Source organism: Actinoplanes sp. NPDC019969, assembly GCF_055562375.1.
The window spans coordinates 1-25719 of the sequence record NZ_JBVHFK010000011.1 but is presented as its reverse complement, the minus strand read 5'-3'; the positions used below and the strand labels follow the sequence as shown (position 1 = coordinate 25719).

Sequence of the window (25719 nt, the reverse complement as noted above, 5' to 3'; positions counted from 1 at the left end):
CACCGCCGGATCAGTCGCATCGGTGACGGCGCGGCACCCGCCGTCCGGGTTACGGTCACCGGGTCATCGCCCCGCGTCGGCAGGAGGCCGCCATGCGCGCCGAGACCGCTGTTCAGCTGCTGCGCCCGTACCTCGGCAAGCGTCTCCTGCTGCCGGAGGACGGCGACTATCCCGCCGCCCGCCGGGTCTGGAACGCCGATGTGGACCGGCGGCCCGCGATGATCGCGGCCTGCGCCGACGCGACCGAGGTGGCGCGTGCGGTGGGCGCGGCGCGGGACGCCGGCCTGCCCTTGTCGGTACGCGCCGGCGGGCACGACTGGGCCGGGCGGGCCATCCGCGACGGCGGCCTGGTCGTCGACCTGACCCGGATGCGCGGGGTCACCGTCGACCCGGCCGCGCGGGAGGCGACCGTCCAGGGCGGCGCGCTCACCGCCGACCTGCTGGCCGCCACGACCCCGCACGGGCTGGCCGCCGCGACCGGTGTGGTCAGCTCGGTCGGGCTGGCCGGGCTCACCACCGCCGGCGGGTACGGCGCGCTGATCGGCCGGGCCGGCCTGTCCCTGGACAATCTGCTCGACGCCGAGGTGGTCCTCGCCGACGGCGGCACCGTGACGGCGGGGCCCGGGGCGGACACCGATCTCTGGTGGGCGTTGCGCGGCGGAGGCGGCAACTTCGGGGTGGTCACCCGGTTGCGTTTCCGGTTGTACGAACTTCCGGTCATCCTCGCCGGCATGCTCATGTTCCCGCCGGCGGAGGCGGCGGCGGTGCTGGCCGGGTACGCCGAGGTGGTGGCCGACGCCCCCGGCGAGCTGACCGTGATGACCGGGTTCCTGCCGGGGCCGGACGGGCGGGCGACACCCTTCCTGTGCCCGTTCTACTGCGGCAGCGACCTGCCGGTGGGGGAGCGGCTGGTGGCGCGGCTCCGGTCGCTGGGTCACCCGGTGGTCGATCAGGTCGGCCCGATGCCGTACCCGGCGGCTCTCGGCATGTTCGACGCCAACGTCTCCGACCGTAACCATTACCTGCTGCGCAGCCGCTGGTTCCCCACGATGGGGGCGTCCGCCGCGCAGGCCCTGATCGCCGGCGCGGAGGCGTTGCCGTCACCGTACTCGGCGCTGATCATCAACCGTTTCCACGGCGCGGCCACCCGGGTCGACCCGGCGGCGACGGCGTTCGCGCTGCGTACGCCGCATCAGGTGGCGGAGGTCATCGCGGTGTGGCCGCCCGGTGAGAGCCCGGACCGCTACGCCGGCTGGGCCGATTCGGTGGTGTCGGCTCTCGACGAGGGCGCGCTGCCGGGCGGCTACCCGAACCTGCTCGGCCCCGCCGAGGACGACCGCGCCCGCGCCTCCTACGGCCCGAACCTGGACCGGCTGCTGGCCACCAAACGCCACTACGACCCGGACAACGTGTTCTCGGCGATCCCCGCCCTCCTGCCGTAGGAGCAACGCCCCCTTGATCCTCGACATTTCCGATCGGAAAAGCAGGAGGAATATCACTTGAAGTAGTCACACTGGATCGTGCAGTTGTTTGATCTTCGCGCTCGCTCTCCGTGAGGTGGATCCCACATGCCTGACCTTCGAGATCACGGAGACCGCGCTGATCGAGAACCGCAACGAGGCTCTGGCGTTCGCCCTCGGGATCCGTGAGATCGGCTGCCAGCTCGCGCTCGACGACTTCGGCACCGGGTATGCCGCCCTTGCCTACCTCGAGCACCTCCCGGTGGATCTGCAGGAACCGCAGAACATGATCGAGATGGAACTGTGGTTGCCGCAACCGCGTGCAGCCAGGGTGTGAGCAGCACTTCCGTTGCCGGGCCGAGGCCGGTCACCTCGGCCGGCCCGGTCGTCCACCGGACGGCAAGGCCCACCTCCTACGATGCGTGCATGGGAAAGCTGTTCGACGGCATCGACGACGCCTTGCGGGACTGGATCGAGGCGCAGCCGATGTGGTTTCTCGCCACCGCGCCGCTGGCGGTGGACGGGCGGGTCAACGTCTCGCCGCGGGGTGGTGACTTCTTCTCGGTGCTCGGGCCGCGCCGGGTGGGCTGGGTCGATTTCACCGGCAGCGGGGTGGAGACGATCGCGCACCTGCGGGAGAACGGCCGCATCTGCGTCATGTTCGCCTCCTACGATCAGCGGCCGCGCATCGTGCGCCTGCACGGGCGGGGTGAGGTGCACCTGCCTGGCTCGGAGGCGTTCGAGGAGCTGACGGCGCTGCACCCGGCGCACTCCAGCACGCGGGCGGCGATCACCGTCGACGTCGAGCGGGTCAGCGACTCGTGTGGCTGGGGCGTCCCGGTGATGGAGGTGGTGACCGGCGAGCGGGACCTGATGCGCCAGTTCGCCGAGAGAAAGGGTCCTGACGGCATGGACGCCTACCGGGCCCAGAAGAACGCGACCAGCATCGACGGGCTGCCCGGCCTCTGACGAGCCGGGCATCCTTCCGGGGAACCGCGATCGGTGCGCCGCGGCGATCATCCGGATGGAACGTGTGGGATGCGACCATCGACGGCCTGGAGCCGGCCCCGGAGCACAAGATCGAAAGACGGGCGGTGCTGGAGCGTACGTTCGACCAGCTCATCGAGGTGATTCGCGCCCGTTGACCCGGGTGGGTCGCGCTCACCGTGAGCGAGTGGGACAGTGGGCGGCATGACGGAGACCGAGTTGTCGGAGCTGCGGGCGCGTGCCGCGGACGGAGACGGGGACGCGATCGGCCAGCTGGTCGAACTGGCGGGCGAGCGTGGCGACATGGCCGAGCTGCGTCGTCTCGCGGATGCCGGCAGCAGCGACGCCGCGGACGAACTCGTGCAGCTGGCGGGGGAGCGTGGCGACATCGCCGAGCTGCGGCGCCTCGCCGACGCGGGCAGCAGCGACGCGGCGGACATGCTGGCCGAGATCGAGGACGACTCAACGGCTGAGTGACTGCGCCGCCGCCACCCGGGCCTGCCATTCGCGGCGGATGGTGAGCAGTTTCGCGCTGTGCCGCACGGTCCAGGCGTCGAGCCGCCGGTCGACCAGCCGCATGGCGGCGATGTAGGCGGGCCGCCGGCAATCCACGTCGGCGGCGAGGATCGCCTTCGTCTCGGCCAGTCCGCGACGCCATTCCGGGCTGCCCGGTCTACCGCTGCTGAGCCTGGCGAACAGGAAATCGGAGCGGTCCGGGCCGACGACATAGCCGTGGCGGTTCTTCATGCAATCGTCGTACCCTCGCCAGGCTTTGGCGACGACGCGGTCACGGTGGACCACGGCCAGCAGGTCATCGAAGCCGGAGAGTCCATAGGCGCCCGCGGGCGGATCGATATCGAGATAGGACCGGTGCTGGTACGGGGCCCGGCATCGGTTGAGAACGTCCACGTCCTCCGGCCGGCCCGGCATGTCGATGACGCCTTCCCGATACAGCCGGACGCTCGCGTACGCGTTCAATGCGAACCGCCGGGTTCCCGCGGTCAGCGAGTCGATGATCGTCGCCCCGCCGCTGCCGTATCCGAGATCCGCGTCGGTGAAATCACGATAGAAATCGGCGAAGGGCATCATGCGGTACGGGCGACCGTGCGCCCGCATGCAGTCCGCCGTGCCACCTTCGACGCGGTGATGGTTCAGCAGCTGCGTGGCCCGCAATTCCGCCACGTTCCCCGTGATGCTGATCTGCACGGCGTCGAGACGCGCCGCCGCCGCGGCCAGGTCGAAGTCGGACCGCTCCTCGAACACCGCTCCGACGGCGAGCACCGCGAGCCACGACACCACCGCCATCAGCCGACGCTTCACGGCCCGCTCAACGAAGATCCGGTCGCCCACGTTACGACGCGTGACCCTGCCGGGAGCCGTCGGGGCGTTAGAGTCGCCGGGCATGGGACTCCTTACCTTCAGCCTCAACCTCACCCTGGACGGTTGTGCCGACCACCAGGAGGGGATCGCCGACGACGAGACGCACGCCCACTTCACCCGGCTCATGAACGAGGCCGGGGCCATGCTGTGGGGCCGCGTCACCTACGAGATGATGGAGGTGTACTGGCCGTCCGTCGCCCGCGGTGACGTGGAAGCGCCGCCGGCCCTGTATGACTGGGCGGTCGCGCTGGAGGCCAAACCCAAGTACGTGGTGTCGTCCACGCGCCAGGACTTCCCGTGGAACAACAGCCACCACCTCGCCGGTGACCTGCGCGAGGGCGTGCAGAGTCTCAAGGACGCGACCCCGGACGGCGTCCTCCTCGGCAGCGGCAGGCTGGCGACCGAACTCGACCGGCTGGACCTGATCGACGAGTACCAGTTCCTCGTTCATCCCCGGATCGCCGGCCACGGCCCGAAGCTGTTCCAGGACGGGCTGCCCGGCACCCGCAAGCTCGAACTGGTCGAGGCGCGGCCGCTGAGCAACGGCGTCATCTCCGTGCACTACCGCCGCGTACCCTGAAAGCCCCGGGTGGTGTCGCGTTCGACGATGTGCGCCTTGGGGGCCTCGTAGACGGTCCGGGCGGACGGGTCGCGCATCGCGGCGAGCACGGCGCCGGCGCTGAGTTCGCCGAGGCGGCCGACGTCGTGGCTCATCGCGGACAGCGCCGGCACGGTCAGCTGGCACTGCGCGGAGTCGTCCCACGCCACGACGCCGACGTCGTCCGGCACCCGCAGCCCGTGCTCCCGGATCACCTCCAGGCCGGCCACCGCCATGATGTCGTTGTCGTACACGATGGCGGTGGGCCGGTGCGGGTGGGCGGCCAGCACGGCCGCGGTGGCGGCCCGCCCCGACTCCTGCGAGTAGTCCCCTTCCGCGGTGACCAGGGTGAGCCCTCGATCGGCGGCTTCGGCGGAGATCCCGCCACGGCGCAGCTGGGTGTGCGCGAACGTCATCGTCCCGGTGACGTGCCCGAGGACGGTGTGGCCACGGTCGGCCAGGAACCGGACCGCGTCCCGGCCGAACCCGGCGTCGTCGGTCCAGATGGTCGGCAGCCCGTCCGCTGTCGACGGGTCGCCGAGGACGACGGCCGGGATGCCGAGCCGGGTCACCTGCCCGGCCCGTTCGTCGCCGGGCACCAGGTCGACGAGGATGACCCCGCCGACGAGTTCCCGGGCGGCCCAGGACTCGTACGTCGCTCTCTCGGCCGCCCGGTCGGTGACCACCTTGACCAGCAGCGACACCCCGGCCGGTGTGAGCACGCGTTCGAGCCCCTCGATGAACTCGTGGTAGAACGGCTCCTCGCCGAGCACCTGCGACGGGCGGGTCAGCACCAGCCCGACCCGCTGCGGTTCCTGGTTCACCGGTCTCCTCCGGGGGTGTGGCCGGGCGCGACCGCGGCCTGGACGACCAGCACCGCGGCGCCGATGCCGGCGGCGTCGCGCGGCTGCGCGGACAGTTCGACGGTCAGGGTGTGCCGGTGCCGCGCGTGGGCGGTGCGTTCCAGGTGGGCGCGCAGCCGCCGGGCGTAGATGGATCCGGCCAGGGCCACTCCGGGCCCGGTGAGCACGAGCCGCCCGAGGTCGAGCAGGTTGACCATCGAGGTGGCCGCCATGGCGAGATATCCGGCGGCGCGGTCGACCACGGCGTACGCCTCGGGGTCGCCGTTGACCGCGGCCCGGGCGATGGCGTCGTACGCCCCCGCCTCGCTGCCGTCCAGCGGCAGCCGTGCCCGCAACCCCGGGTCGGCGCGGGCCGCTGTCACGGTGGCCGACGTGGACGCGTACTGCTCGACGCACCCGATGTTGCCGCACGGGCAGGGCCGGCCGGCGTAGTGGACCGAGACGTGCCCGAGTTCCCCGGCGTCGAAGCTCGCGCCCCGGTACAGCGCGCCGCCGAAGACCAGCCCGGCGCCGATGCCGCCGGACAGGTACACGCAGCCGAACGCCTGCTCCCGCGACACCCGGCGGCTCCAGAACTCACCGAGCGCGGCCGCCGCGGCGTCGTTCTCGACCAGCACGGGTACGCCGATCCGCCCGGCCAGCTCGGCGCGCAGCCCGGTCAGTTCGGCCGCGATGTCCGGCCGCCCCGGCACTGACGTCGGCGCGACGATCGCGAGACCTTCGACGCGGTCGTGGGCCAGGTCGAGGCAGCGGGTGAAGTCGGCGAACCGCGCGGCGATGCGGTCCGCGCGCCCGGTGAGATCGGGCTCGCGGGGCACGACCTCGCGGCCGACCACGCCGCCGGTGAGGTCGATCGCCACGCAGGTGAGGGTCTCCGGGCCGAGGTGGAAGCCGATGCCGTACCGGCTGCCCGCGTTGATGGCGATGAGTTTGCGCGGCCTGCCGTGCGCGGACCCGGCCTGGCCGATCTCGTGGATGATCCCGTCGGCGATCAGGTCGCGCACGATGTTCGAGATGGACGGCTGGGTGAGGCCGGTGAGCGCGGCGAGTTCGCCACGGCTGATGGTGATCGCGGACCGGACCACGTCGACGATGAGGGCGCGGCTGCCCGGTCCTGCCGCAGGAGCTTCTCGACGTGCCATGAGCAGCAGCATACCTAAAATAAATTAGTAATCTATCCTTGACAGTCCCGTAACGGCAGCACCATGCTGTGGCCTCAACGAGCTACCGCAGTCGATCTACCGAACAGGTGCTTCCATGATCAATAGAAGGTTCTTCCTCGGCGCCGCCGCGGCCACGGCGCTGGCCCTGACGGCCTGCACCGGTGGCGCCGGCGGCGACACCGCGACGTCCGGCGACTTCTCCGGCGAGATCAAGGGCGACATCACCGTCCTGACCAACCGGACCGACCTGGTCACCACCAAGCTGCCGGAGCTGGCCAAGAAGTTCGAGGCCAAGTACCCGGGCACCAAGGTCACCTTCGAGGGCGTGACCAACTACGAGGAGGACGTCACCACCCAGCTGGGCAGCGGCGACTACGGCGACGTGCTGCTGATCCCCACCGTCGTGGCCCTCGACCAGTACCCGCAGTTCTTCGAGCCGCTCGGCACCGCCGAGGAGCTGAAGGCCAAGTACCGGTTCACCGCCCCGGGCGTCTTCGAGGGCAAGGGGTACGGGCTGTCGCTGGGCGGCGTCGCCAAGGGCCTCGTCATCAACAAGCGGATCTGGGCGCAGGCCGGCGTCACCACGCCGCCGAAGACCCCGGAGGAGTTCCTGGCCGGGCTCAAGGCGGTCGCCGACTCCACCGACGCGATCCCGTACTACACCAACTACAAGGACGGCTGGCCGCTGAGCGAGTGGAACACCCACCGCGCCGTCTTCGGCGACCCGGAGATCAACGACAAGTTCCCGGAGGACCCGAACCCCTGGCAGCCGGGCAAGATCCAGCACCTCACCGACAGCCTGCTGTTCGACGTGGTCAACCGGAAGCTCAGTGAGCCCGACCCGCTGACCACCAACTGGGAATCCTCCAAGCCGATGCTCGCCACCGGCAAGACGGCCAGCATGCTGCTCGGCTCCTGGGCCGTCCCGCAGATCCAGGAGGCCGCCAAGACGGCAGGCGCGAACCCGGATGACATCGCGTTCTGGCCGTTCCCGTACCAGACCGGCGGCAAGTTCCACGCCGCCATCGACGGCGACAAGCTCGCCGCGGTCAGCAAGGCCTCCCAGAACAAGGCCACCGCCAAGGCCTTCCTGGACTGGTACGTCAACGAGTCCGGCTGGTCCGCCGACCAGCAGGCCATCCCGGCCGCCCTGGACCAGCCGCTGCCCGCCGGCCTGCAGAAGTTCACCGACGCCGGCGTGGAGTTGCTGGAGGTCCCGGCCGCCGTCAGGAACGCCGGCAAGGAGGACCAGATCATCAAGGAGTCCGAGGTCGACCTGAAGGGCGACATCTACCGGCAGAAACTCGTGGACATCGCCCGCGGCGCGGCCAAGGGCACCAAGGACTCGTACTTCGCCGACCTCAACAAGCGGTGGAGCGAAGCCCAGTCCACGGTGATGAAGTGACCGGTCAGGTCCTTCCCGGCGGCCGGGCGACCGGCCGCCGGCCCTGGCGGAGCCCGTGGCTCTACGTCGCGCCCGCGCTGATCCTGCTGATCACGTTCACGTACGTGCCGGTCGGCAACATGATCTTCTACAGCTTCCACAAGTGGGACGGCCTGGCCCTGACCATGGAGCCGGCCGGCTTCGACAACTACGTGCGGGTGTTCACCGACGAACGGTACTGGCGGGTCTTCCTGATCAGCCTCTACTACTTCGCCGCGTCGTTCGCGCAGATCGCGATCGCCCTGTACTTCGCGGTGATCCTGTCGTTCGAGACCCGGTTCCGGAACCTGTTCAAGGGCATCCTGTTCTTCCCGTACCTGCTCAACAGCGTCGCCGTCGGCTTCGTGTTCCTGTACCTGTTCCAGCCCGACGGCACCCTCGACACGGTGCTGCGGCTGATCGGGCTCGGCGAGCACACCCAGCAGTGGCTCGGCGATCCCGACATCGCCAACCTGTCCCTGGCGGGCACGTCGGTGTGGCGGTTCACCGGCCTCAACTTCGTGCTGTTCCTCGGCGCGATCCAGTCGATCCCGGGGGAGATCTACGAGGCGGCGGAGATCGACGGCGCGAGCCGGTGGCACCAGTTCCGGCACATCATCGCCCCCGGCATCCGGCGGATCATCAGCCTCTCCTTCATCCTGGCGATCTCCGGCAGCCTCGCCGTCTTCGAGATCCCGTTCATCATGACCGGCGGCGCGAACGGCACCCGCACGTTCGTCGTCCAGGCCTACGAGACGGCCTTCCAGTTCCGGCAGATCGGCCTGGCCTCGGCGATGGCTGTCGCGTTGCTGGTGTTCGTGCTGATCCTCACCTGGGTCCAGCGCCGGCTCCTGCCCGACGAAGAGGTGACCCTCACGTGAGACTCGTGGCCCGCACCGTCAAGTACGCCTCCCTGATCCTGGCGTCGATCATGGTGCTCATCCCGCTCGTGGTGGTGCTGTTCGCCTCCTTCAAAACCCGTGCGGAGTACGACACCACCGGTCCCCTCACCCCGCCGGAGAACTGGCTCAATGTCGACAATTTCGCGACCGCCTGGTCCGAGGGGCACATGCTGCGGGGGTTCCTGAACACCTCGCTGATTCTCGCGGTGTCCCTGGCGGGCACGGTCCTGGTCGGGACGCTTGCGGCGTACGCCATCAATCGTTTCGAATTCCGTTTCAAGCGTCTGATCCTCGGTGCCTTCCTGGTCGCGGCGCTGGTGCCGGGCGTCACCACCCAGGTCGCGACGTATCAGATCGTCAAGTCGATGGGCCTGGTCAACACCCCGTGGTCGGCGATCGTGCTGTTCATGGGCACCGACATCATCTCGATCTACATCTTCCTGCAGTTCATGCAGTCCATTCCGGCCAGCCTGGACCAGGCCGCGATGATCGACGGCGCCTCCCGGTTCACCATCTACCGCCGGGTCATCCTGCCGCTGATGAAACCGGCCATCGCCACCGTCGTGATCATCAAGGGGATCGCGGTCTACAACGAGTTCTACATCCCCTTCCTCTACATGCGATCACCCGAGTTGAACGTCATCTCCACCGCCCTGTTCAAGTTCAAGGGCCCGTTCGGGGCGCAGTGGGAGACCATCGCCGCCTGCACCATGATCGTCATCATTCCCACCGTGGTGATCTTCCTGTTCTTGCAGCGCTTCATCTACAACGGCATCACCGCGGGAGCCACCAAATGATCAACACCCAAGACCTTTCCGGTACGTGGCACCTGCACGGAACCGACGTCGCCGCCACGGCCGTGGCCCGCGTCGGTACGCCGGTCAACATTGACCACGCAGACGTGCCGGTCAACATTGATGCCGCGTCTGTGCCGGTCAACATTGATGCCGCGTCTGTGCCGGTCAACATTGATGCCGCGGTTGTGCCAGCCAATGTTGGTGGCGCGGCTGTGCCCGTCAAGGTTGATCTCCCGGCGGTGGTGCCAGGGTGCGTGCACACCGATCTGCTCGCCGCCGGCCGGATCCCGGACCCGTTCTTCGACGACAACGAGCACAAGGTCGCGTGGGTGGGCCGGCAGGACTGGACCTACCAGCGCGACATCACCTGGGACGGGCCGGAGCACGACCGGATCGACCTGGTCTTCGAGGGTCTCGACACGGTCGCCCGGGTCGAGCTGGGCGGCACGGTGCTGGGGGAGACCCGCAACATGCACCGCTCGTACCGCTTCGACGTGACCTCCCTGCTCGGCGCAGCAGCTACTGACGCGGTTGCTGCCGCCGGGACGTCGCTGCCGCTCAGTGTGCACTTCACCTCCGCCTACACCGAGGCGGCGCGGGTGGAGGCGCTCGTCGGGCCGAAGCCGAACTGCTACCCGGAGCCGTTCCCGTTCGTGCGCAAGATGGCGTGCAGCTTCGGCTGGGACTGGGGGCCGACCCTGGTCACCGCCGGCATCTGGCGGCCGGTCCGCCTCGAGGGCTGGAGCACCGCCCGGCTCGCCACGGTTCGACCGCTGGCCACGTACCACGAAGGCGCCGGAAACCTGGACCTGACCGTCGACGTCGAACGCACCCGTGACCGGGCGCTCCGCGCCCAGGTCCTGCTCGACGGCAGGGAGATCGCCGCCCTGGACCTTCCGGCCGGCGCGTCCGCAGCCCGTGACACGATCACCGTGCCCGGCGTGACGCCGTGGAACCCGATCGGCCACGGCAAGCCCCAGCTGTACATGTTGACGGTCGTCTTGACTGCAGTTGACGACGACACCGAACTCGACCGCTATCAACAGTTGACCGGATTCCGCACCGTCACCATTGATCGCAGCGCCGACGACGCCGGCACCCGCTTCGTCATCGAGATCAACGGTGAATCCGTCCTGGTCAAGGGCGTCAACTGGATCCCCGACGACATCTTCCCGTCCCGGATGACCCGCGCCCGCTACGAGAAGCGGCTGCGTGAGGCCGTCGCCGCCGGCGTCAACCTGATCCGGGTCTGGGGCGGTGGCATCTACGAGAGCCGGGACTTCTACGAGCTGTGCGACGAACTCGGGCTGCTGGTGTGGCAGGACTTCCTGTTCGCCTGCGCCTGCTACCCCGAGGACGAGCCGATCTTCTCCGAGGTGGTCGCCGAGGCCCGGGAGAACGTGACCCGGCTGTCGCCGTACCCCAGTCTGATCACCTGGAACGGCAACAACGAGAACCTGTGGCTGCACGACGCCATGGGCTGGGCGAACGAGCCGGGCGGCGCGGAGAGCTGGGGCGAGAAGTATTATCTCGACACGCTGCCGGGGATCGTCGGCGAACTCGACCCGACCCGCCCGTACCAGGCCGGCAGCCCCTGGTCCGGCGCGCGCGAGCACGCCCCGAACAGCACCGACCACGAGACCTTCCACTCCTGGGAGGTGTGGAACCGGGAGGACTACCTCAACTACCGCGACTCCACGCCCCGGTTCGTGTCCGAGTTCGGCTGGCAGGCCCCGCCCGCCTGGACCACCCTGCGCGACACCGTCTCCGACCAGCCGATGCTGCCGGACTCGCCCGGCGTGCTGCACCACCAGAAGGCCGACGACGGCAACGGCAAACTCGCCCGCGGCCTGGAACCCCACTTCCCGGCGCCGGCGTCGACCGAGGCCTGGCACTACCTGACCCAGCTGAACCAGGTCCGCGCCGTCCGTACCGGTGTCGAACACTGGCGCTCGCACTGGCCGCACACCGCCGGCACCATCCTGTGGCAGCTCAACGACCTGTGGCCGGTCACCTCGTGGGCCGCGATCGACGGCGCCGGCCGGTACAAGCCGCTGTACCACGCGCTGCGCGAAATGCACGCCGACCGGGCCCTGACCATTCAGCCCCGCGACGGCGGCCTGGTCGTGGCGATCCTCAACGACCACCCTTCGTCCTGGACCGGCACCCTCACTGTCGAATCCCGCGGCACGCAGCAGATCCAGACCGAACACGTCGACGTCGCGCCCCGGTCGGTGGCCCTGATCCCGATCAGCGGCGGCGACGTGCTGGTGGCGACCCTCGGCGACCAGCGGGCCCTCTGGTTCGCCGCCGACCACCACCTCGGCGATCCCGGCCTGACCGTCACCACCACATCGGTCCCCGGCGGCCTGGACGTCCACGTGCACGCCGCCGGCCTGGCCCGCGACATCCTGCTGCAGCCCGACCGGATCCACCCGGACGCCACCGTCGACCAGGGCTTCGTCACCCTGCTGCCCGGCGAGTCCATCACCCTGCACGTCCGCGCGCCGATCGACCTCGACCCCCGCTCGGTGAAGGACCCGTGGGTCCTCACCGACCTCGCCTCCGTTCTCCGGGAGAACCTCCAGTGAAACGCAGAACCGCGATCGCCGCCCTCTCCCTCGCCGCCGCCTCGGCCGCCCTGCCCGCCCCGGCCCACGCCACCCCCGGCCGGTTCGTCACCCGGGACGGCGCCCGGCTGCTGCTCGGCGGGAAACCGTTCCGGTTCGCCGGCACCAACCTGTACTGGCTGGGCCTGGACGAGAACGTCGACGGCATCGACTTCCCGACGTACTTCCGCATCGGCAACGCCCTCGACACCGCCAAGGCCATGGGCCTGACCGTCGTCCGGTCACACATGATGACCTCGACCGGGCACCCGAAGACGCTGCTGCCGTCGAAGGAGGCCGGGTACAACGACGACGCGTTCCACACCATCGACTACGCGATCGCCCACGCCGGCCGGATCGGCGTCAAGCTGATCCTGCCGCTGACCGACAACTGGGCGTACTACCACGGTGGCCACGCCGACTTCACCAAGCCGTACGGGGCTGCCGATTTCTACAGCGACCCGCGGGTCATCTCCGACTTCCAGGCGTACGTCTGGCATGTGATGAGCCACCGTAACCCGCTCACCGGCAAACGCCTCATCGACGACCCCACGATCATGGCGTGGGAACTCGGCAACGAACTCGAGGGCATGACCCCCGACTGGATCAACACGAACGCCGCCGTGTTCTCCGGCTGGGCGCCCCGCCAGCTCATCGCCGCCGGCCGCCGCTTCGACATCGACCCGGACACGCTCACCGCGCCGGACGTGGACATCGTCGACGTGCACTACTACCCGCCGACGGTGGCGAAGGTGCGGGCCGACGCGGCCACGGTCACCGCCGCTGGCAAGGTCTACATCGCCGGGGAGTACGCGTCCACGGCCGCGAGCAGTGAGCTGCTCACGCCGCTGGCCGCCGACCGCAACGTGACGGGGATGCTGTCCTGGTCGCTGTTCGGCCACCACGACCGGCACGGGTTCGTGCAGCACGACGACGGGTTCACCTTCCACTATCCCGGCGACGGCGAGCGGATGGCCGTTTCTGTTCAGGCGCAGATCGCGTACGCCGAAGCTCTCGGCGCACCGATCGCCCGCCGCCCCGCCGGCATCCCGCTGATCACCGAGATCGCCAAGCGGGGTGGCCTCAACGTCGTCGCGTGGCGCGGCGCGGCCAACGCCGAGGGCTACCGGGTCGAACGCTCCCGCACCGCGCGGGGGCCGTGGAAGCCCGCCCACAGTGGCCTGCTGACCGACAACGACACCCCGTGGATCGACCCGGCCCCGCCCGGCGACCTCTGGTACCGGGTCGTGCCGGCCGGTGGCACCGCGTCCGAGCCGGTCCATGCCGGCAGCCGCGACGTCGTCGTCACCGATCCGCTGCAGACGTTCGCCCGCACGTCCGGGCACACCGGCGCCGAGATCCGGCCCGAGGGTGTCGTCCGGGCGGCGGACGGCCCGGCCTCGATCAGCTGGAACCGGCCCGGCCTGCGCGCGGTGGCTTTCGCGGTCGACGGGGACGTCACGGTGCAGGTCTCCGCTGACGGGACGGTGTGGCGCACCATCCGCGCCCGCACCGGCCGTTCCACCGTCTCCGCCGGCACCCCGCCCGTCGATCATGTCCGGGTCGTCTGGAGCGGCCGCCGCACCGGCATCCGGCAGGCGCTTCTCCGGTCCGCCGACCCGGCGCCGGTCGACGGCCCACCCGGCGCGTTCACGACGCTGACCCCGGCCGCCGGAGCCACCGGTGTCATCGGCGCCCGCACGTTCACCTGGGCTTCCGCTGCCGGCACCGGCTATTACACGATCGTCGTCTCGACGAAGGCCGACCTGAGCGATCCGGTGCTCACGGCCACCGGCCTGACCACCACCACCCATACCACCAGCGACGACCTCAACCCCGCGACGACCTACTTCTGGGTGGTACGGGCCACCAACGCTCGCGGTACCACCAGCACGCCGGTCGCGACCTTCACCACCCGCGCCCTGCCGACCGTCCCGACCGTGCTCGACGACTACTCCGGTTATGCCGACAGTGCCGCGCTGTCCGCCGCGTACGTCCGCAACCCGGGCGGCGACCTGATCGTCCCGTCCCTGGTCAGCGGGGTGATGCGGCTCGATGTGACAGCCGGCGCGTCCGGTTATGCCGGTGTCACCCGTACCTTCACCGCGCCCGTGGACCTGTGGGGCCAGCACGGTATCGAGTTGCGGCTCGACCGTTCCGGAACCCAGGCCACCATCACCGTCCAGTTCGTCGCCGACGGCGCCTACTGGGAACACACCCTCCCCGCCGGCACCCCCTCCGGCACCGTCCGCATCCCGTTCACGGCGTTCGCCCCACCCCCGTGGGCCGGCAGCGGCGTCCTGAACCTGCAGAAGTTCACCCAGCTCTCCTTCTACCTGGGCGGCACCACCGACAGCACCCTGACCGTCGGCACCGTCCAGGCGTACCCCACCCTCTGACCGGCACCGCCCGTCCGGCTGGTCGTCAGCGTCGTCTCCACCGTCCCGAGACAGCACTGACGACCAGCCGAAATCCTCGGCCGGCTCTCATGGCTGTCTCGCCCGTCCGGAGACAGCCATGAGAACCGGCCGCAGGCTCTCGGGCGTTGCTGCGGGCGGTGCCTTTCTCCGGCATTCACTACAGCCGCCGTCGAACACTTGGCGTCACCGGGAGCACCGACCGGGACGAACTGCTGATCACCCACAACTTCGTGATCGGCTGGTCGGCTGGTTCGTACGCCACGTGCTCGACGCCCCGGAATGGCGGTGGATCGGCATCGACCAGGACAACTGCGCGATCACCATCGTGCAGTGGGACGCCGATCGGCCACCGAGCCTGGTCGGTTGCAATGACACGGGCCACCTGCAGCCGCGCACCCCGGTACGCGATCCCGCCCGGCCGTGACCGACGGGAGCGAGGACGAGTACCTCGAATGTCTCCACGGCGAACGGCGCCGCTACGAGTGGGTGATGCAGCGCCGGCCGCCGGCGCTTGCCGCACGGCTGTGTCACGGACGATGAGTCGCCGGGCTGTGGAAGTTGCGGACGTCCACCGACCGGATCATCCAGAGCCTCACCGTTCACCATCCCGATTCCTGACCTCAGGAGTACGGATCCCGGCCGGGCCCGCGGACAGCGGCGGCAGCGGCTTCAGCGATCTCGGTGGCGGTGCCGGCCAGGACGTAGACGCGCCAGGTCGTTCCAGAGGCGCACCGTCCACTCGTACCGTCGTCGCACTCGTTGTGCAGGGCGGAGAGAACCGTCTCCGAATAGTCGAAGAGGCCCATGAGCGGGGTCTGCTGGACATACGTCAGGGCGTCCCGGTAGCCGATGACCGCCTGCTGGGTCTCGTCGCTGGCCTCTGCCGACATGGGGGCATGCGCGACGAGCGCTCGGGCGTCCGTACTGCTGATCGTGATGTTCTCGATGGTGTTCGAGCCCTGGATCGCCGCAGCGAACGGACTCCTTACCGGCTCGGCCAGACGAGACCCTGATCGGTCCAGGTGACACCCTTGTTGCGGCACAGGCAGAACGGATGGCCGACGATGTCGGTGTAGACGCGGAACCCGTAGCCGTCGGGGTCGACATGATCCTGCTTCAGGGTCGCGCCGAGGGCCAGGACGCGGCTCTGCTCCGCCTCGATGTCATCGACCTCGAAGTCCAGGTGGAACTGTTTCGGGTGTTCACTGCTGGGCCACTGCGGGGCGCGATAATCCGCCACCGGCGTGAAAGCCAGTTCGATCTCACCGAACTGGATCCCGGCCCAATGCTCGGTGCTGCTCTCCTTGACCGGCCGGCCGGTCACCTCCGCGTAGAACGCCACCAGCGTCATCGCGTCCGGGCAGTCGATGATGACATCGGTGAGTCTCAGCATCCGGCAATCCTGGCACAGTCCGAGACGGTACGGTCGTGCCGCCGGAGAGGGTCAGCCCGCGCTCGTGGACGTTTCCGGGTCGGCATCGGGCGCAGGAGGCGTGGATTCGGACGCTGACGATGCGCCGCCGCGGGCGAGCCGGCGGACCTGGTTCGAGGGTGGCTCCGCCCTTCGACGGCGGCCGCATGGGCCGCCGCGACGAGATGGCGACGGCTCAGGCGGGCCCCGGGATCCCGGCGACGGAGCCCGTCGAGCGAATGGTCCTGAGGGCCTCGGGTGTGTAGAGGTAGGACCCGAGGAGGACGAACACCTGGTGGGTCTCGAGACCGTCCTTGACCGACGCCTCGACGCTCGCCACGAGGCCGCTGCGGCCCACGCCGTCGCCGAGCACGCTCTTGTACCGCCTGTCCTGGCCGATGGTGGGGCCGGTGCTGGCGGCGAGCCAGTTGTCGACGTCCTGCGCCCGGATGCCCCACACCTTCTCGTCGTCGCGGAGCAGCGCGGCGGCCGCGGCCCGGTCCCGGGGATCGCGGAAATAGGTGATCGTCGCGGTGCGCTCGCCCGGTATGACGTCCAGCGTCCGCGTGGTGATCGTCTCGGTGCCGTCCGGTCCGACGAGCTCGACGGTGATCTCCGGCCGGGACGGGTCGCCGATGATCGTGCCGGACGTGTCGTCGGGGGGAAGCCCGATGTCCGACGGCAGCAGCGTTCCGTCGCGGAGGTCGAACCGCGCGAAGCGGTTCTCCTTGATCTGCGCGATCCCGGCGTCGTCGAGCCGGGAGAACTCGTTGGGGCCCAAGGTAGGCGTCTCTTTTCCGGGTGTGCGGATGCAGGCGGCCAGGAGTACGACGGTGAGGAGGGCGCCGGCGACGCGGCCGGCTCTCACGGGCGGTACTCCCAGTCGCGCAGGAGATGTTCGGCGATCTCGTCGGCTCGTTCCGTCAGCCGCTGGCCGCCGATGCGGTCGCCGAAGTCCGAGGCGATGAGGTCGCGGGCGCCCTGCGGGTCGGTGGCCAGCAGATGCTGGTACGCGGGGAGGGTGTCGGTCTTGACGAGCTTCCAGCGATCCTCGGCGACCGAGATGTTGCCGTCGGGGAGCGGCGTCACGATCTCGCCGGCACCGGTGTCCACGACGAGGGGGAACTGCTGCGGGAAGGTGTGCGCGCCCGGGATCGAGGGAGCACCGACGACGGTCGCGGCGTAGGTGAACACCTCGCCCGTGACCGGGTGGTTGCGCATCGTGTCGTAGTCGTCGCGGATGATGTCCCACTGCTCGCGGTGCAGCAGCGCCGTGTTGCCGGCGGCCACCAGCGCCGGGTCGTCGCGGGCGACGCCGTCGGCGATGGAGTGCCAGGCCTGGGCGGTGTCCCGGTCGACGACGCCCGCGCGCTGCAGCCGGTCGATCTCCGCCGTCCCACCCACCAGGTAGGCCTCGTGCATCGACGCCTGGTCGAGGAAGATCTCCTTCTGCATCGACAGGAACGTCGACTCGTAGAAGTGCAGCTCCGCGTCGCTGAGGTCCGCCAGACCGTCGATGGCGATGCGCAGGGCGTCGTCGGTCCCCGTGAACGGGAGGTTCGGCATGGCGCCGCCGGCCTCCTGGACGCGCCGGGCGATGTCGCGGAGCATACCGAGATCGTAGAAGCCACCGGCGAACGACGGCCCGATCATGTTCGCCATCCCCGCCCACTGAAGTTCGGGATGGTCGAGAAAGAGCCGGCCATAGTACGTGTACACCTGCTCGATGATCGCCGCGTTCGCCGCGGTGCCCCGCGACGGATCCCAGGCGTCGATGTCGATGCCCGCCGCCTCGAGCGCCTCACGCTCCCAGAAGTGATCGAGGAACTCCCGGTAGCGGGCGTCCCTGGGTGGCAGCAGGCCGGCATCGACCGCGCCGTCGAGCAGCCGCTTGGCCGCGTCCGGGTGCCCGGCCATCCACGCCACGAACGCCGGGTCGTTCAGGAGCGCCCCGACCTGCGCCGGCGTCATGCCGGTCAGGCTCGGCGGCGGCGCGTAGTCGGTGCCCGCCGTCACGTCCTGGCCGGTCGACCGCAGCTCGTCGAGCGCCGCGTCGATGGTGAACGAGGCACGGTGGTCGACGTCCGCGAGCTGGCGCAGGGCATCGGCGACGAGGTCGGCGTGGTGCGCCAGGCGGGCGCGGCGCTCGGCGTCGAGCCGGGCCACCTCCGCGGGCGGCATCTGCGCGCGCGCCGACGGCGGCACTGCCGGCCCGGGGTCGGTGACCTGCCACTGGTCCGACACCGAGAACCCGTCCCCGGCGGCGTCGTCCACACGGGCCAGGGCATGGTCGCGGACGGAGCGCAGGTTCTTGGCGCCGGACCGCAGGACGGAGATCGCCCCGTCGGCCGCCGCCACGATCCGGCGGCCCATCCGGTTCTCGGCGAGCGCCCGGGTGTGCGCCGCGGCGGAGGCGGCGCCGTCCCAGCTCTCGGTGACCCGGTCGGCCGCGCGCAGTGCCTGCTGGAGTTCGCCCTCGAAGGCGTCCAGTGCGGTGACCAGCCCGTCGGCGACGTCGTCGAGCACCTCCGGGCGCCACGCGCGAACCCCTGAGACGGTGTACGTCATCGTGGCCTCCACGGCCCGTGGACGGCAGCGGGCGGGGCGAGGCGCTTCAGCCCGCCGACCACCCGCTCCTCGGACGCGGTGTACCGGCCGTCGGCGCCCCGGACCAGGGAGGCGAGGTCCTCGTGCCGCCGCGCGACCGTCCCGAAGGCGTCCCGGGCCCGGTCCGGGGCCGGGTCGGCGGCCTTGCCGGCCAGCGAACCGGGCAGCGCGCCGGTGACCTCGGCCGGCCGTGGGCGGATCGCCGCGATGCCGTCGGCCGTGGTGTCGTAGGCTCGCGCGAGCGCCCGCAACAGCTCCTGATCGACCTCGAACCCTGCCATGCAAACCCCCGCGTCCGGCGACGGGAGTGATCAAAGCATTTCCGGCGCCGCCCGCGATACCCCGTCGATGCTCCACCGCGAGGCCACTGGTGGCCGACGTCCGAGCACTACTTCCAGGCGCAGAAGTACGCCGGGTCAAGGACGACTCGATGCGCACCCGCAGCCGGCTGAGACAGCGGCGATAGTTCTCGAACGCTCACTACGATCACCGGATGCGCTATCTCACCCGGGGGTTCGCCATCGGCGCGTTACGCCGTGGCATCGGTATCGAACATTTCCTCGGCGGTCTCGAGTTCGACGGCGAACCCGCCATCCGGTGGGTGGCGATCAGCCCTTCGGAGGGGCGGTACCGCATCTCGCTGCACACCGTGCAGGACCCTGACGACGACAGGTTCGGCGACCTGCCCAACCTCATCTCCCTCGATCCGGTGCATGAGACGTACATCGGCGAAGGCCGGGAATTGGCTCTCGGCGACGACGAGGCGGCAGTGATGGCGCTGGCCGAAGAACTGACCGGCGCCCGCGCGGACCGGTGGGTCAATCACGCGGTGGCCGGTGAGGAGTACATCGACTACGTCAAGAGCCGTCGTGCTTGACAGGGGACAGCGGTAGCCGAGAGGAATCCGGTGGCGCTGGAAGAACCGCCACATCAGCTGGTTGGCGTCGATGTCGTGGGTGACCGTGCCGTTGCCGTTGTCGACCGGGGTCCCGGGCCAGGTGTGGCCGCCGTCGGCAACGGTGTAGAGGATTACGTCGGCGTCCCGGTCGCAACCCCGATAGGCGGTCCGGGTCACGGTCGCGCTGATCCGCGTGGTCGACGGCAGGGGCAGGCAGCCGTTGATCCGGGCCCACCGCTGCTGGGCGGCGGCCACCGCATAACCCCAATAGGCGGAACCACCACCGTGGTACGGGTTCGTCCCGTCCTGCTCGCCGTGGAAGGTGAGCACGGGGACGCCGCGGGCCGGCGTACAGGAGAAGGGGTCGGGGATCGTGGGGTCGGAGGGATCCGGGCGCCCGGCGCGCAGACCGGCGACGGGGGCGATCGCGGCCAGGCGTTGCGGGCGGTGGCAGGCGAACGCCGACAGCATGCGGCCTCCGCCGGAGTAACCGGTGCCGTAGATCCGGGCCGGGTCGCCGCACAGCGTGCGAACGGCGGAGGAGATGACCTGGTCCAGGTAGGCGACGTCGTCACGGGCGCCGGGAGGCGGGGTGCCGACGCCGGGTACGTTCCACGCGAACCCGGCGGCCGCGGGGATGGCGCCGCTCGGGGCGACCACCAGGTAGCCGCCGGCGTCGGCGGCCGGTCTCATGGCGCTGTAGTGGAGCTGGCCGCTGCCGGTGCTCTGCGTGCCGTGCAGGTTCAGGACGATCGGGAGCCGCCTGCCGTGGCGGGCGCCGGCGGGAACGTAGACGTCCACCGGGTACTCCCGGCCCTCGAAGGTGACCGGGATGGTGCGCTCACCGGGACGGCACGAGAAGGTCGTGGCGGACGCCGGGTTCGCCACGGCGCAGGCCGACAGGGCGATGACAGCGCCGATCATGATGCGGGACAGCCATTTCACGCCGGGAGTTCCTCTCTGGTGGGTGGGGCGGCGCCGGTACGCGACACCGTGATCGCCGCGACCAGGGCGGCGTGCGACAGCACCTCGCGCAACGGTGTGGCGCCGATGGCGTACAGGGCCGGTCGTGCCGTGGCGCCCAGCAGGCCGCGGGTCGCGCACGCGTCGAGCAGGCCGGACATGAACGCGTCGCCCGCGCCCACGGTGTCGGCGACGGTGACCCGGACCGGGGGCACCGTCACGTGGTGGCCGCCGGCGACGGCGAACGCGCCGTCCGCGCCGAGCGTCACGGCGACCAGGGCGGGGCCCAGCGCGAGCCACCGGCGGGCGGCGTCGGCGGGGGAGACCCCGGGATAGAGCCAGGCGAGGTCCTCGTCGCTGGCTTTCACCACGTCACTGGCGGCGACCATCTCTTCCACCCGGGTACGGCACGCGTCCACCTCGCCGACCAGCGAGGGGCGGATGTTCGGGTCGTAACTGACGGTCGTGCCGGGGCGGCGGGCGTGCAGAAGCCGTACGACGTCGGCGGCGCCCGGGGCCATCAGCGCGGCGATCGAACCGGTGTGCAGATGGCCGGAGTCCTCGTCCGGGGCGGGGCCGCCCGGCCAGCGGGGCCACGTGACGGCGAACTCGTACCGGGCCGAACCGTCCGCCGCGAGCTCGGCCAGCGCCCGCGAACTCACCCCGGCCACCGGGGCCGGCAGCGTGACACCGGAGCCGGTGAGATGCTCGCGCAGCAGGTCACCGGGCCGATCGGCGCCGAGGTGCGTCCACAGGGCGACGTCGTGACCGAGCCGGCCCAGCCCGACCGCCACGTTGGCGGGACTGCCGCCGGGCAGCTCATGCTGCACGGAATCGGCGGTGATGACGTCGAGGATGGTCTCGCCGACCACCAGGAACCGGGTCACCGGGCCGCTCCGATCCGGGCGCAGGCCGCGGCGAGACCGGGGGACAGGGGAAGGCGGGGCAGCAGCATCGCCTGGACGGCGTGGTACAGGTCGGGCTTTCCGGGCCACGTGGTGGCGGCCGGCTGGTTGGTGGGGTCGAGTTCGTGCCACCAGGAGCCGCGTACCGGATCGGCGAAATGCTCCCGGACGTAGGCGCACCAGATCGAGAACCACATGGTGTAACGGTCGTTGCCGGTGCGCGTGTGCAGGGCGGCTGCTGCGGCGATCGCCTCGGCGGCGACCCAGTGCATGCGCCGGCGTACGACGGGAGCACCGTCCCAGTCGGTGGTGTAGACGAACCCCGGCGCGCCGTCGACCGCCCAGCCGTCCCGGACAGCCTGATCGAACAGGGCCTTCGCGGCCGGCAGCAGCCAGTCCCCGGCGGCCGGCCCGAGCGCCGCCTCCAGGTGCAGGATCAGCCGCGACCACTCCAGGGCGTGCCCGACGGTGGCGCCGAACGGCTGGAACGGGTCGTCCGGCCGGTCCCGGTGGTGGTCGAGGAGCGGCTCCCAGCCGGCGTCGAAGTGTTCCGGCAGGCGCCAGCCGTGCTGCCGCCCCCACACGACGGCCCGTTTCGTGATCGCCAGCGCCCGGTGCAGGTGCTCCTGCTCGCCGGTGGCGTCGAAAGCGGCCAGCATCGCCTCGACGGCGTGCATGTTGGCGTTGAGCCCCCGGTACTCGTCGAGCCGCGTCCACCCGGTGTCCCAGCGGTCGGCGAACATCTCGTCGTCGTGATGCCAGAACCGCTGGTCGAGGACGTCCAGGGCGTCGATGAGCAGCTGCCGCGCGCCCGGCCGCCCGGCGAGGGTGGCGGAGGCGGCGGCCAGCACCACGAAGGCGTGGTCGTAACAGGACTTGCCGGGCTCCGGCCGGCCGCCGGCGCCGACAGCCGGATGCCAGCCGCCGTGGGCCCGGTCGTGCAGCACCTCGGTGAGACCGGCCAGCGCGGTGTCGGCCAGGGCGCCGGCATCGGGTACGCCGAGCAGGTGGCCGATGCTGTAGACGTGCGCCATCCGCGCGGTGATCCAGGTGTACCGCGGTCGGCCGAGGTCGGGGTTGCCGTCGGCGTCGAGCCAGGCGGCCGCGCCGAGCGGGTGCGGAAATCGCCGGCCGAACGCGAACAGCCGCGCTGTCTCCGCGGCGAGCCAGTCGGCGTCGGTGGGGGTCACGGAAGGTCGCTCCTTCGTCCGAGAACGTCAGAGCGACAGTAGATTATTAATTTAATTTAAGCCAGGCTTCCGGTTCGGGCAGGTCGCTCGTCGTCCGGGCGCCGGAGGGCCGGTTCCACCGGGCGTCTTCGTCCTCGTTCTCCGCCCCCGTCCGGGCGGGTGGCCAGGTCGGCTTCGCCGGCGGGAACGACGGAAGCGGCTCCATGGGAAGGGCGGCAGGCGGGTGAAGCCGAGCAGCAGCGCCACGATGGTGCCGAAGAACCCGATCGCGACACCGGCCCCGATCGCCCGGTCACGGCAGTCCGCCGCCACCCGGTCCGGGCGCCGCACCGGCTCGAACAGATGGTCCTGCAGCTCCTCGGGGAGCGCCCGGCTGATCGGGGCGGCGCACTCGTACGAGTCCGGCCGGGAGGACGGCGACGTGATCGTGGGTCCGTCCAGGCAGCGCCGGCTGGGATGTGGAACACGCCGCCGCCACGACCGGCCGCCGGCGAGGGATCCGCAGCATCACGCTCGCCGGTTCCCGCTGGGCATCACCACGGAACCCGACGTGCGCGCTCACCGCGGTCGCGGAGTTCTCCGCCCGGCGCGACTTCACCGTTCCCAGCCGGACTCTCACTTCCGGCCTGCGGCTGACCGCCACGGACAGCCCGTTCCGGGCCGGTGGCGGAGCGCCGGTCTCCGGTCCGGCCCTGGTGCTGGCGATGGCGATGGCCGGGCGCCGTGCGTACCTCGATCGGCTCGAAGGCGAGGGCCGTGACCTTCTCGCCGACCGCATCGCGTGCCGGCCGGCGGGTCAGTCCGGAGGCACGCTGGAGGCGTTGTACGCGTTCTTGGCGGCGATGACGGCGGCCTGAAGGTGTTCGGGATCGACGCCGTGCACGTTCAGCGGTGGGTGCAGGCGCCGGACCAGTTCGGCCTCGACCTCGACCGCCTCGGGTTCCTCCGCCCAGGTCAGGCGGAGATTCGCGTGCATCCACCGGGTCAGCCGGGTCTCGTCCTCGGGCACCAGGACGACGCGGTCGGTCCACTGTGTCCGGTAGCCCTCTGCCATGAGCAGCCCGGCGAGCGTGCGGCGCAGCGTCGAACTGCCGGAACGCCGCAGGTGGTTGCGCAGGATCCGGCCCCGCAGGTTGGTCGCCCGGCCGAGATACAGCAGCCGGAGCGACGGAACGTTCTCGTTGGGCAGGCCGGGCAGATCGGGAAAGACCGACGGGGCAGCCCACCACGCGTAGACACCACTGCTGCGACTGAGCCCCTTGGCGGCGACGTTGAGGTCGGCGGGCGTGCCGGCCAGCAGTCGCAGGGCTTCCTCCGCGGGGGTCCAGCCGTCCGTGGCACCGGCGCTGCGCTGTTCAGAATCGGTCATCAGAAGGCATTCTAAGCGGCGAGGCGCTCGCGCAGGGCGGCGAGGTCGGCGCCGGACAGGCCGCCGTCGCGCAGGTACCGGGCCGAGCCGCCCCGCTCGTCGAGCCACCCGAACACGGCCTTGATCGCCTCCGGCGGTGTGGTGGTGACCAGGTCCGTGATCGCCGGGATGAGGGGCACGCCCCAGGCTTTCAGGCGGGCCAGCATGAGATCCGCCCACTCGCCGGCGAGATTCGTCTCGCTGAGCACGTAGTCGGCGATGACGGCGCCACGGTCCGCGCCCGCCGCGTCGAGCAGCAGCGCGACGGCCACGCCGGTACGGTCCTTGCCGGCGGTGCAGTGCACGAGCACACCACCGTACGGGCCCGCGGGCGGCCGGGCGACGAGCCGCGCGACCTCGGCGAAGGTGCCGGCGGCCGAGTCGAGCATCCGGATGTAGAGGTCGGCCAGCGTGGGGACATGCGCGCGGATCGAGGCCTCGTCGAGGTCGGCCACCGCCGGCATGCCCGTGAACGCGCCGTCGAGCAACGGCAGTTCCACAGTGGTGAACTGCCGCCCCGAGCCGATCCGGTTCGGCACACCGGTCTTCTCCAGGTCGGTGCGGAAGTCGACGATCGTGCCGATCGGGCTCGCCGTCAGGGCGCGGATGCCGTCGTCCGTCGTCCCGGCGAGGGCGTCGGACCGGTAGAGCACCCCGGCGCGGGTCGAACCACCCGCCGCCAGCGGGATGCCCCCGGTGTCCCGGGAGTTGTAGGTTCCAGCGATGATCGCGCTCACGCGGCTCCCTTTTTCACTGCTACGGCGGCGTACGTCCGCAAGCGCAGAACCTAACCGAGCGCCGTGCGGAGGTCCACCGGCCGCTAGAGTCGCGCCATGATCGAAGTGGCGCGGGTGCGGGCGGAGTCGAAGGTCGCGCCCGGCTGGTTTCATGACCGATGGTGCGATCTCGCCACTCACCAGGAGTGGAGCGACAGCATGGAGTACCTGCGCCTGAGCGAACCCCTGGCGGTCGGCGCCCGTGGGGTCTCCCAGGCGGTCGGTGGCACGCCCACCCCGTTCGTGGTGACGGCCCTGGTGCCCGGGACGATCTACGCGGACACGACACTGCTGCGGGGCACCCGCCTGACCGTGCACCACGAGGCCCGGGCCGTCGACGGCGGCAGCCGGCTGGAGGTGCACGCCTACCTGCGCGGCCGCCGCGCCCGCCAGTGGGCGCGGCGGATGGGCGACGACGTGCAACGGTCCCTGGAGACCGACCTGGCCAACCTCGTCGCCCTGGCCGGCCGCGCCTGATGCGTCCCCTCATCGACGTGATCGACACAGCGGAGCCGGCCTGGCCGGAGGTCCTGACCGCCGTCGCCGGCGCGCCCTGCCCGGTGCGGGTCCTGCCCGCCGAGCAGTCCCGGGCCGACGCGGAGCTGGAACGGCTGCAGGTGACGACCCGGTCGTGGCTGGGTGCGGTCGTCCACCGTACCGGGGCCTGGGCATCGACCACGGCTGGCTGCGCGTCTTCGGCTCCGGCAGCGCGGCGGACCGGCTGGCATCGCGCGGCGAGATGAACCCGGCAGGCGGCCCGCTGCTGGCCGGCGTGGACGTGCTGGGCGGCAGACGGTGGACTTCCGTCGATCCGCTACCCCTGACACCCCGCGCCCGGTCAGAAGCGCACGGAGCATGCATCCGGGTCACGTCCACCGAAGTGGTGTATGAACTGGACTTCCCAGGACGAAAGAGGCGGCCACCGCAGATCCTTCGGATTGTCTAGATCACGAAGGGGA

At 70.7% G+C, this 25719-nt stretch carries 28 protein-coding genes; 14 read left to right on the top strand and 14 right to left on the bottom strand.

Going from position 1 to position 25719, the window contains the following annotated elements:
- The first annotated feature begins 92 nt into the window (after window positions 1-92).
- The 4 genes from ACZ3II_RS29645 to ACZ3II_RS29630 all read left to right on the top strand — a co-directional run bounded on the left by ACZ3II_RS29645 (window position 93) and on the right by ACZ3II_RS29630 (window position 2924).
- Window positions 93-1442, top strand: coding sequence for an FAD-binding oxidoreductase (locus ACZ3II_RS29645; protein WP_465521369.1), 1350 nt, complete (start codon window positions 93-95; stop codon window positions 1440-1442).
- A gap of 88 nt (window positions 1443-1530) precedes the next feature.
- Complete coding sequence (locus tag ACZ3II_RS29640; protein WP_465521367.1) at window positions 1531-1797, top strand: EAL domain-containing protein; 267 nt, start codon at window positions 1531-1533, stop codon at window positions 1795-1797.
- An 89-nt stretch (window positions 1798-1886) separates the two neighbouring features.
- Entirely contained in the window at window positions 1887-2429 is a 543-nt protein-coding gene (locus ACZ3II_RS29635) for a pyridoxamine 5'-phosphate oxidase family protein (protein WP_465521365.1), read from the top strand.
- 222 nt (window positions 2430-2651) lie between these two features.
- Window positions 2652-2924 (top strand): hypothetical protein, encoded by a 273-nt coding sequence (locus ACZ3II_RS29630; RefSeq protein ID WP_465521363.1) that lies wholly within the window; start codon window positions 2652-2654, stop codon window positions 2922-2924.
- Here the strand turns inward: ACZ3II_RS29630 and ACZ3II_RS29625 are convergent.
- Entirely contained in the window at window positions 2910-3797 is an 888-nt protein-coding gene (locus ACZ3II_RS29625; RefSeq protein ID WP_465521361.1) for a hypothetical protein, read from the bottom strand. The two genes, ACZ3II_RS29630 and ACZ3II_RS29625, sit on opposite strands and share 15 nt — an antisense overlap.
- Before the next feature lie 52 nt (window positions 3798-3849).
- Here ACZ3II_RS29625 and ACZ3II_RS29620 point away from each other — a divergent pair, with 52 nt between their 5' ends.
- On the top strand, window positions 3850-4407 hold the full coding sequence (locus ACZ3II_RS29620; protein ID WP_465521359.1) for a dihydrofolate reductase family protein: 558 nt from the start codon (window positions 3850-3852) through the stop codon (window positions 4405-4407).
- Here the strand turns inward: ACZ3II_RS29620 and ACZ3II_RS29615 are convergent.
- Both ACZ3II_RS29615 and ACZ3II_RS29610 read right to left on the bottom strand, forming a co-directional pair.
- On the bottom strand, window positions 4389-5249 hold the full coding sequence (locus ACZ3II_RS29615) for a LacI family DNA-binding transcriptional regulator (protein ID WP_465521357.1): 861 nt from the start codon (window positions 5247-5249) through the stop codon (window positions 4389-4391). The genes ACZ3II_RS29620 and ACZ3II_RS29615 overlap by 19 nt on opposite strands.
- Window positions 5246-6430, bottom strand: coding sequence for an ROK family transcriptional regulator (locus tag ACZ3II_RS29610; protein WP_465521355.1), 1185 nt, complete (start codon window positions 6428-6430; stop codon window positions 5246-5248). Before ACZ3II_RS29610 ends, ACZ3II_RS29615 begins: the two co-directional genes overlap by 4 nt.
- 115 nt (window positions 6431-6545) lie before the next feature.
- On the opposite strand from ACZ3II_RS29610, the gene ACZ3II_RS29605 reads away from it, so the two are divergent.
- Genes ACZ3II_RS29605 through ACZ3II_RS29595 form a run of 3 tightly spaced genes read left to right on the top strand, consistent with a single transcriptional unit; the run spans window position 6546 to window position 9573 of the window.
- Window positions 6546-7856 carry an ABC transporter substrate-binding protein gene (locus ACZ3II_RS29605; protein WP_465521353.1) on the top strand — a complete coding sequence of 437 codons (1311 nt, stop codon included), beginning with the start codon at window positions 6546-6548 and terminating at the stop codon, window positions 7854-7856.
- Complete coding sequence (locus ACZ3II_RS29600; protein WP_465521351.1) at window positions 7853-8755, top strand: carbohydrate ABC transporter permease; 903 nt, start codon at window positions 7853-7855, stop codon at window positions 8753-8755. The genes ACZ3II_RS29605 and ACZ3II_RS29600 overlap by 4 nt, the downstream gene beginning before the upstream one ends.
- Window positions 8752-9573 carry a carbohydrate ABC transporter permease gene (locus tag ACZ3II_RS29595; RefSeq protein ID WP_465521349.1) on the top strand — a complete coding sequence of 274 codons (822 nt, stop codon included), beginning with the start codon at window positions 8752-8754 and terminating at the stop codon, window positions 9571-9573. The genes ACZ3II_RS29600 and ACZ3II_RS29595 overlap by 4 nt, the downstream gene beginning before the upstream one ends.
- Here the strand turns inward: ACZ3II_RS29595 and ACZ3II_RS29590 are convergent.
- A complete protein-coding gene (locus ACZ3II_RS29590; RefSeq protein ID WP_465521347.1) occupies window positions 9540-9833 on the bottom strand; it encodes a hypothetical protein in 294 nt (97 codons plus the stop codon). The two genes, ACZ3II_RS29595 and ACZ3II_RS29590, sit on opposite strands and share 34 nt — an antisense overlap.
- On the opposite strand from ACZ3II_RS29590, the gene ACZ3II_RS29585 reads away from it, so the two are divergent.
- From ACZ3II_RS29585 to ACZ3II_RS29575, 3 genes are all read left to right on the top strand, one after another.
- Complete coding sequence (locus ACZ3II_RS29585) at window positions 9828-12164, top strand: glycoside hydrolase family 2 protein (RefSeq protein WP_465521345.1); 2337 nt, start codon at window positions 9828-9830, stop codon at window positions 12162-12164. The two genes, ACZ3II_RS29590 and ACZ3II_RS29585, sit on opposite strands and share 6 nt — an antisense overlap.
- Window positions 12161-14581 carry a cellulase family glycosylhydrolase gene (locus ACZ3II_RS29580; protein WP_465521343.1) on the top strand — a complete coding sequence of 807 codons (2421 nt, stop codon included), beginning with the start codon at window positions 12161-12163 and terminating at the stop codon, window positions 14579-14581. Before ACZ3II_RS29585 ends, ACZ3II_RS29580 begins: the two co-directional genes overlap by 4 nt.
- Window positions 14582-14864: 283 nt before the next feature.
- Complete coding sequence (locus tag ACZ3II_RS29575; RefSeq protein ID WP_465521341.1) at window positions 14865-15026, top strand: hypothetical protein; 162 nt, start codon at window positions 14865-14867, stop codon at window positions 15024-15026.
- A 196-nt stretch (window positions 15027-15222) separates the two neighbouring features.
- Here ACZ3II_RS29575 and ACZ3II_RS29570 read toward each other — a convergent pair whose 3' ends face one another.
- From ACZ3II_RS29570 to ACZ3II_RS29535, 8 genes are all read right to left on the bottom strand, one after another.
- The gene (locus ACZ3II_RS29570) at window positions 15223-15492 is read right to left on the bottom strand and encodes a hypothetical protein (protein WP_465521339.1); all 270 of its coding nucleotides are present in this window, start codon (window positions 15490-15492) and stop codon (window positions 15223-15225) included.
- 95 nt (window positions 15493-15587) lie between these two features.
- Window positions 15588-15995 carry a VOC family protein gene (locus ACZ3II_RS29565; protein WP_465521337.1) on the bottom strand — a complete coding sequence of 136 codons (408 nt, stop codon included), beginning with the start codon at window positions 15993-15995 and terminating at the stop codon, window positions 15588-15590.
- A gap of 214 nt (window positions 15996-16209) precedes the next feature.
- The gene (locus ACZ3II_RS29560; RefSeq protein WP_465521335.1) at window positions 16210-16881 is read right to left on the bottom strand and encodes a hypothetical protein; all 672 of its coding nucleotides are present in this window, start codon (window positions 16879-16881) and stop codon (window positions 16210-16212) included.
- The gene (locus ACZ3II_RS29555) at window positions 16878-18581 is read right to left on the bottom strand and encodes a hypothetical protein (RefSeq protein ID WP_465521333.1); all 1704 of its coding nucleotides are present in this window, start codon (window positions 18579-18581) and stop codon (window positions 16878-16880) included. The genes ACZ3II_RS29560 and ACZ3II_RS29555 overlap by 4 nt, the downstream gene beginning before the upstream one ends.
- The gene (locus tag ACZ3II_RS29550) at window positions 18578-18901 is read right to left on the bottom strand and encodes a hypothetical protein (RefSeq protein ID WP_465521331.1); all 324 of its coding nucleotides are present in this window, start codon (window positions 18899-18901) and stop codon (window positions 18578-18580) included. Before ACZ3II_RS29550 ends, ACZ3II_RS29555 begins: the two co-directional genes overlap by 4 nt.
- 248 nt (window positions 18902-19149) lie before the next feature.
- Entirely contained in the window at window positions 19150-20463 is a 1314-nt protein-coding gene (locus ACZ3II_RS29545; RefSeq protein ID WP_465521329.1) for a CE1 family esterase, read from the bottom strand.
- The gene (locus tag ACZ3II_RS29540; protein WP_465521327.1) at window positions 20460-21368 is read right to left on the bottom strand and encodes a carbohydrate kinase family protein; all 909 of its coding nucleotides are present in this window, start codon (window positions 21366-21368) and stop codon (window positions 20460-20462) included. The genes ACZ3II_RS29545 and ACZ3II_RS29540 overlap by 4 nt, the downstream gene beginning before the upstream one ends.
- On the bottom strand, window positions 21365-22576 hold the full coding sequence (locus ACZ3II_RS29535; RefSeq protein WP_465521325.1) for an AGE family epimerase/isomerase: 1212 nt from the start codon (window positions 22574-22576) through the stop codon (window positions 21365-21367). Before ACZ3II_RS29535 ends, ACZ3II_RS29540 begins: the two co-directional genes overlap by 4 nt.
- A 458-nt stretch (window positions 22577-23034) precedes the next feature.
- On the opposite strand from ACZ3II_RS29535, the gene ACZ3II_RS29530 reads away from it, so the two are divergent.
- Window positions 23035-23433, top strand: coding sequence for a hypothetical protein (locus ACZ3II_RS29530; RefSeq protein WP_465521323.1), 399 nt, complete (start codon window positions 23035-23037; stop codon window positions 23431-23433).
- Here ACZ3II_RS29530 and ACZ3II_RS29525 read toward each other — a convergent pair.
- Both ACZ3II_RS29525 and ACZ3II_RS29520 read right to left on the bottom strand, forming a co-directional pair.
- On the bottom strand, window positions 23373-23945 hold the full coding sequence (locus tag ACZ3II_RS29525) for a GIY-YIG nuclease family protein (protein ID WP_465521321.1): 573 nt from the start codon (window positions 23943-23945) through the stop codon (window positions 23373-23375). The two genes, ACZ3II_RS29530 and ACZ3II_RS29525, sit on opposite strands and share 61 nt — an antisense overlap.
- 11 nt (window positions 23946-23956) lie before the next feature.
- Window positions 23957-24721 (bottom strand): tyrosine-protein phosphatase, encoded by a 765-nt coding sequence (locus ACZ3II_RS29520; RefSeq protein WP_465521319.1) that lies wholly within the window; start codon window positions 24719-24721, stop codon window positions 23957-23959.
- A 96-nt stretch (window positions 24722-24817) separates the two neighbouring features.
- On the opposite strand from ACZ3II_RS29520, the gene ACZ3II_RS29515 reads away from it, so the two are divergent.
- A complete protein-coding gene (locus ACZ3II_RS29515; RefSeq protein WP_465521317.1) occupies window positions 24818-25237 on the top strand; it encodes a hypothetical protein in 420 nt (139 codons plus the stop codon).
- A gap of 17 nt (window positions 25238-25254) precedes the next feature.
- Complete coding sequence (locus ACZ3II_RS29510; RefSeq protein WP_465521315.1) at window positions 25255-25503, top strand: DUF2625 family protein; 249 nt, start codon at window positions 25255-25257, stop codon at window positions 25501-25503.
- Window positions 25504-25719: the final 216 nt, after the last annotated feature.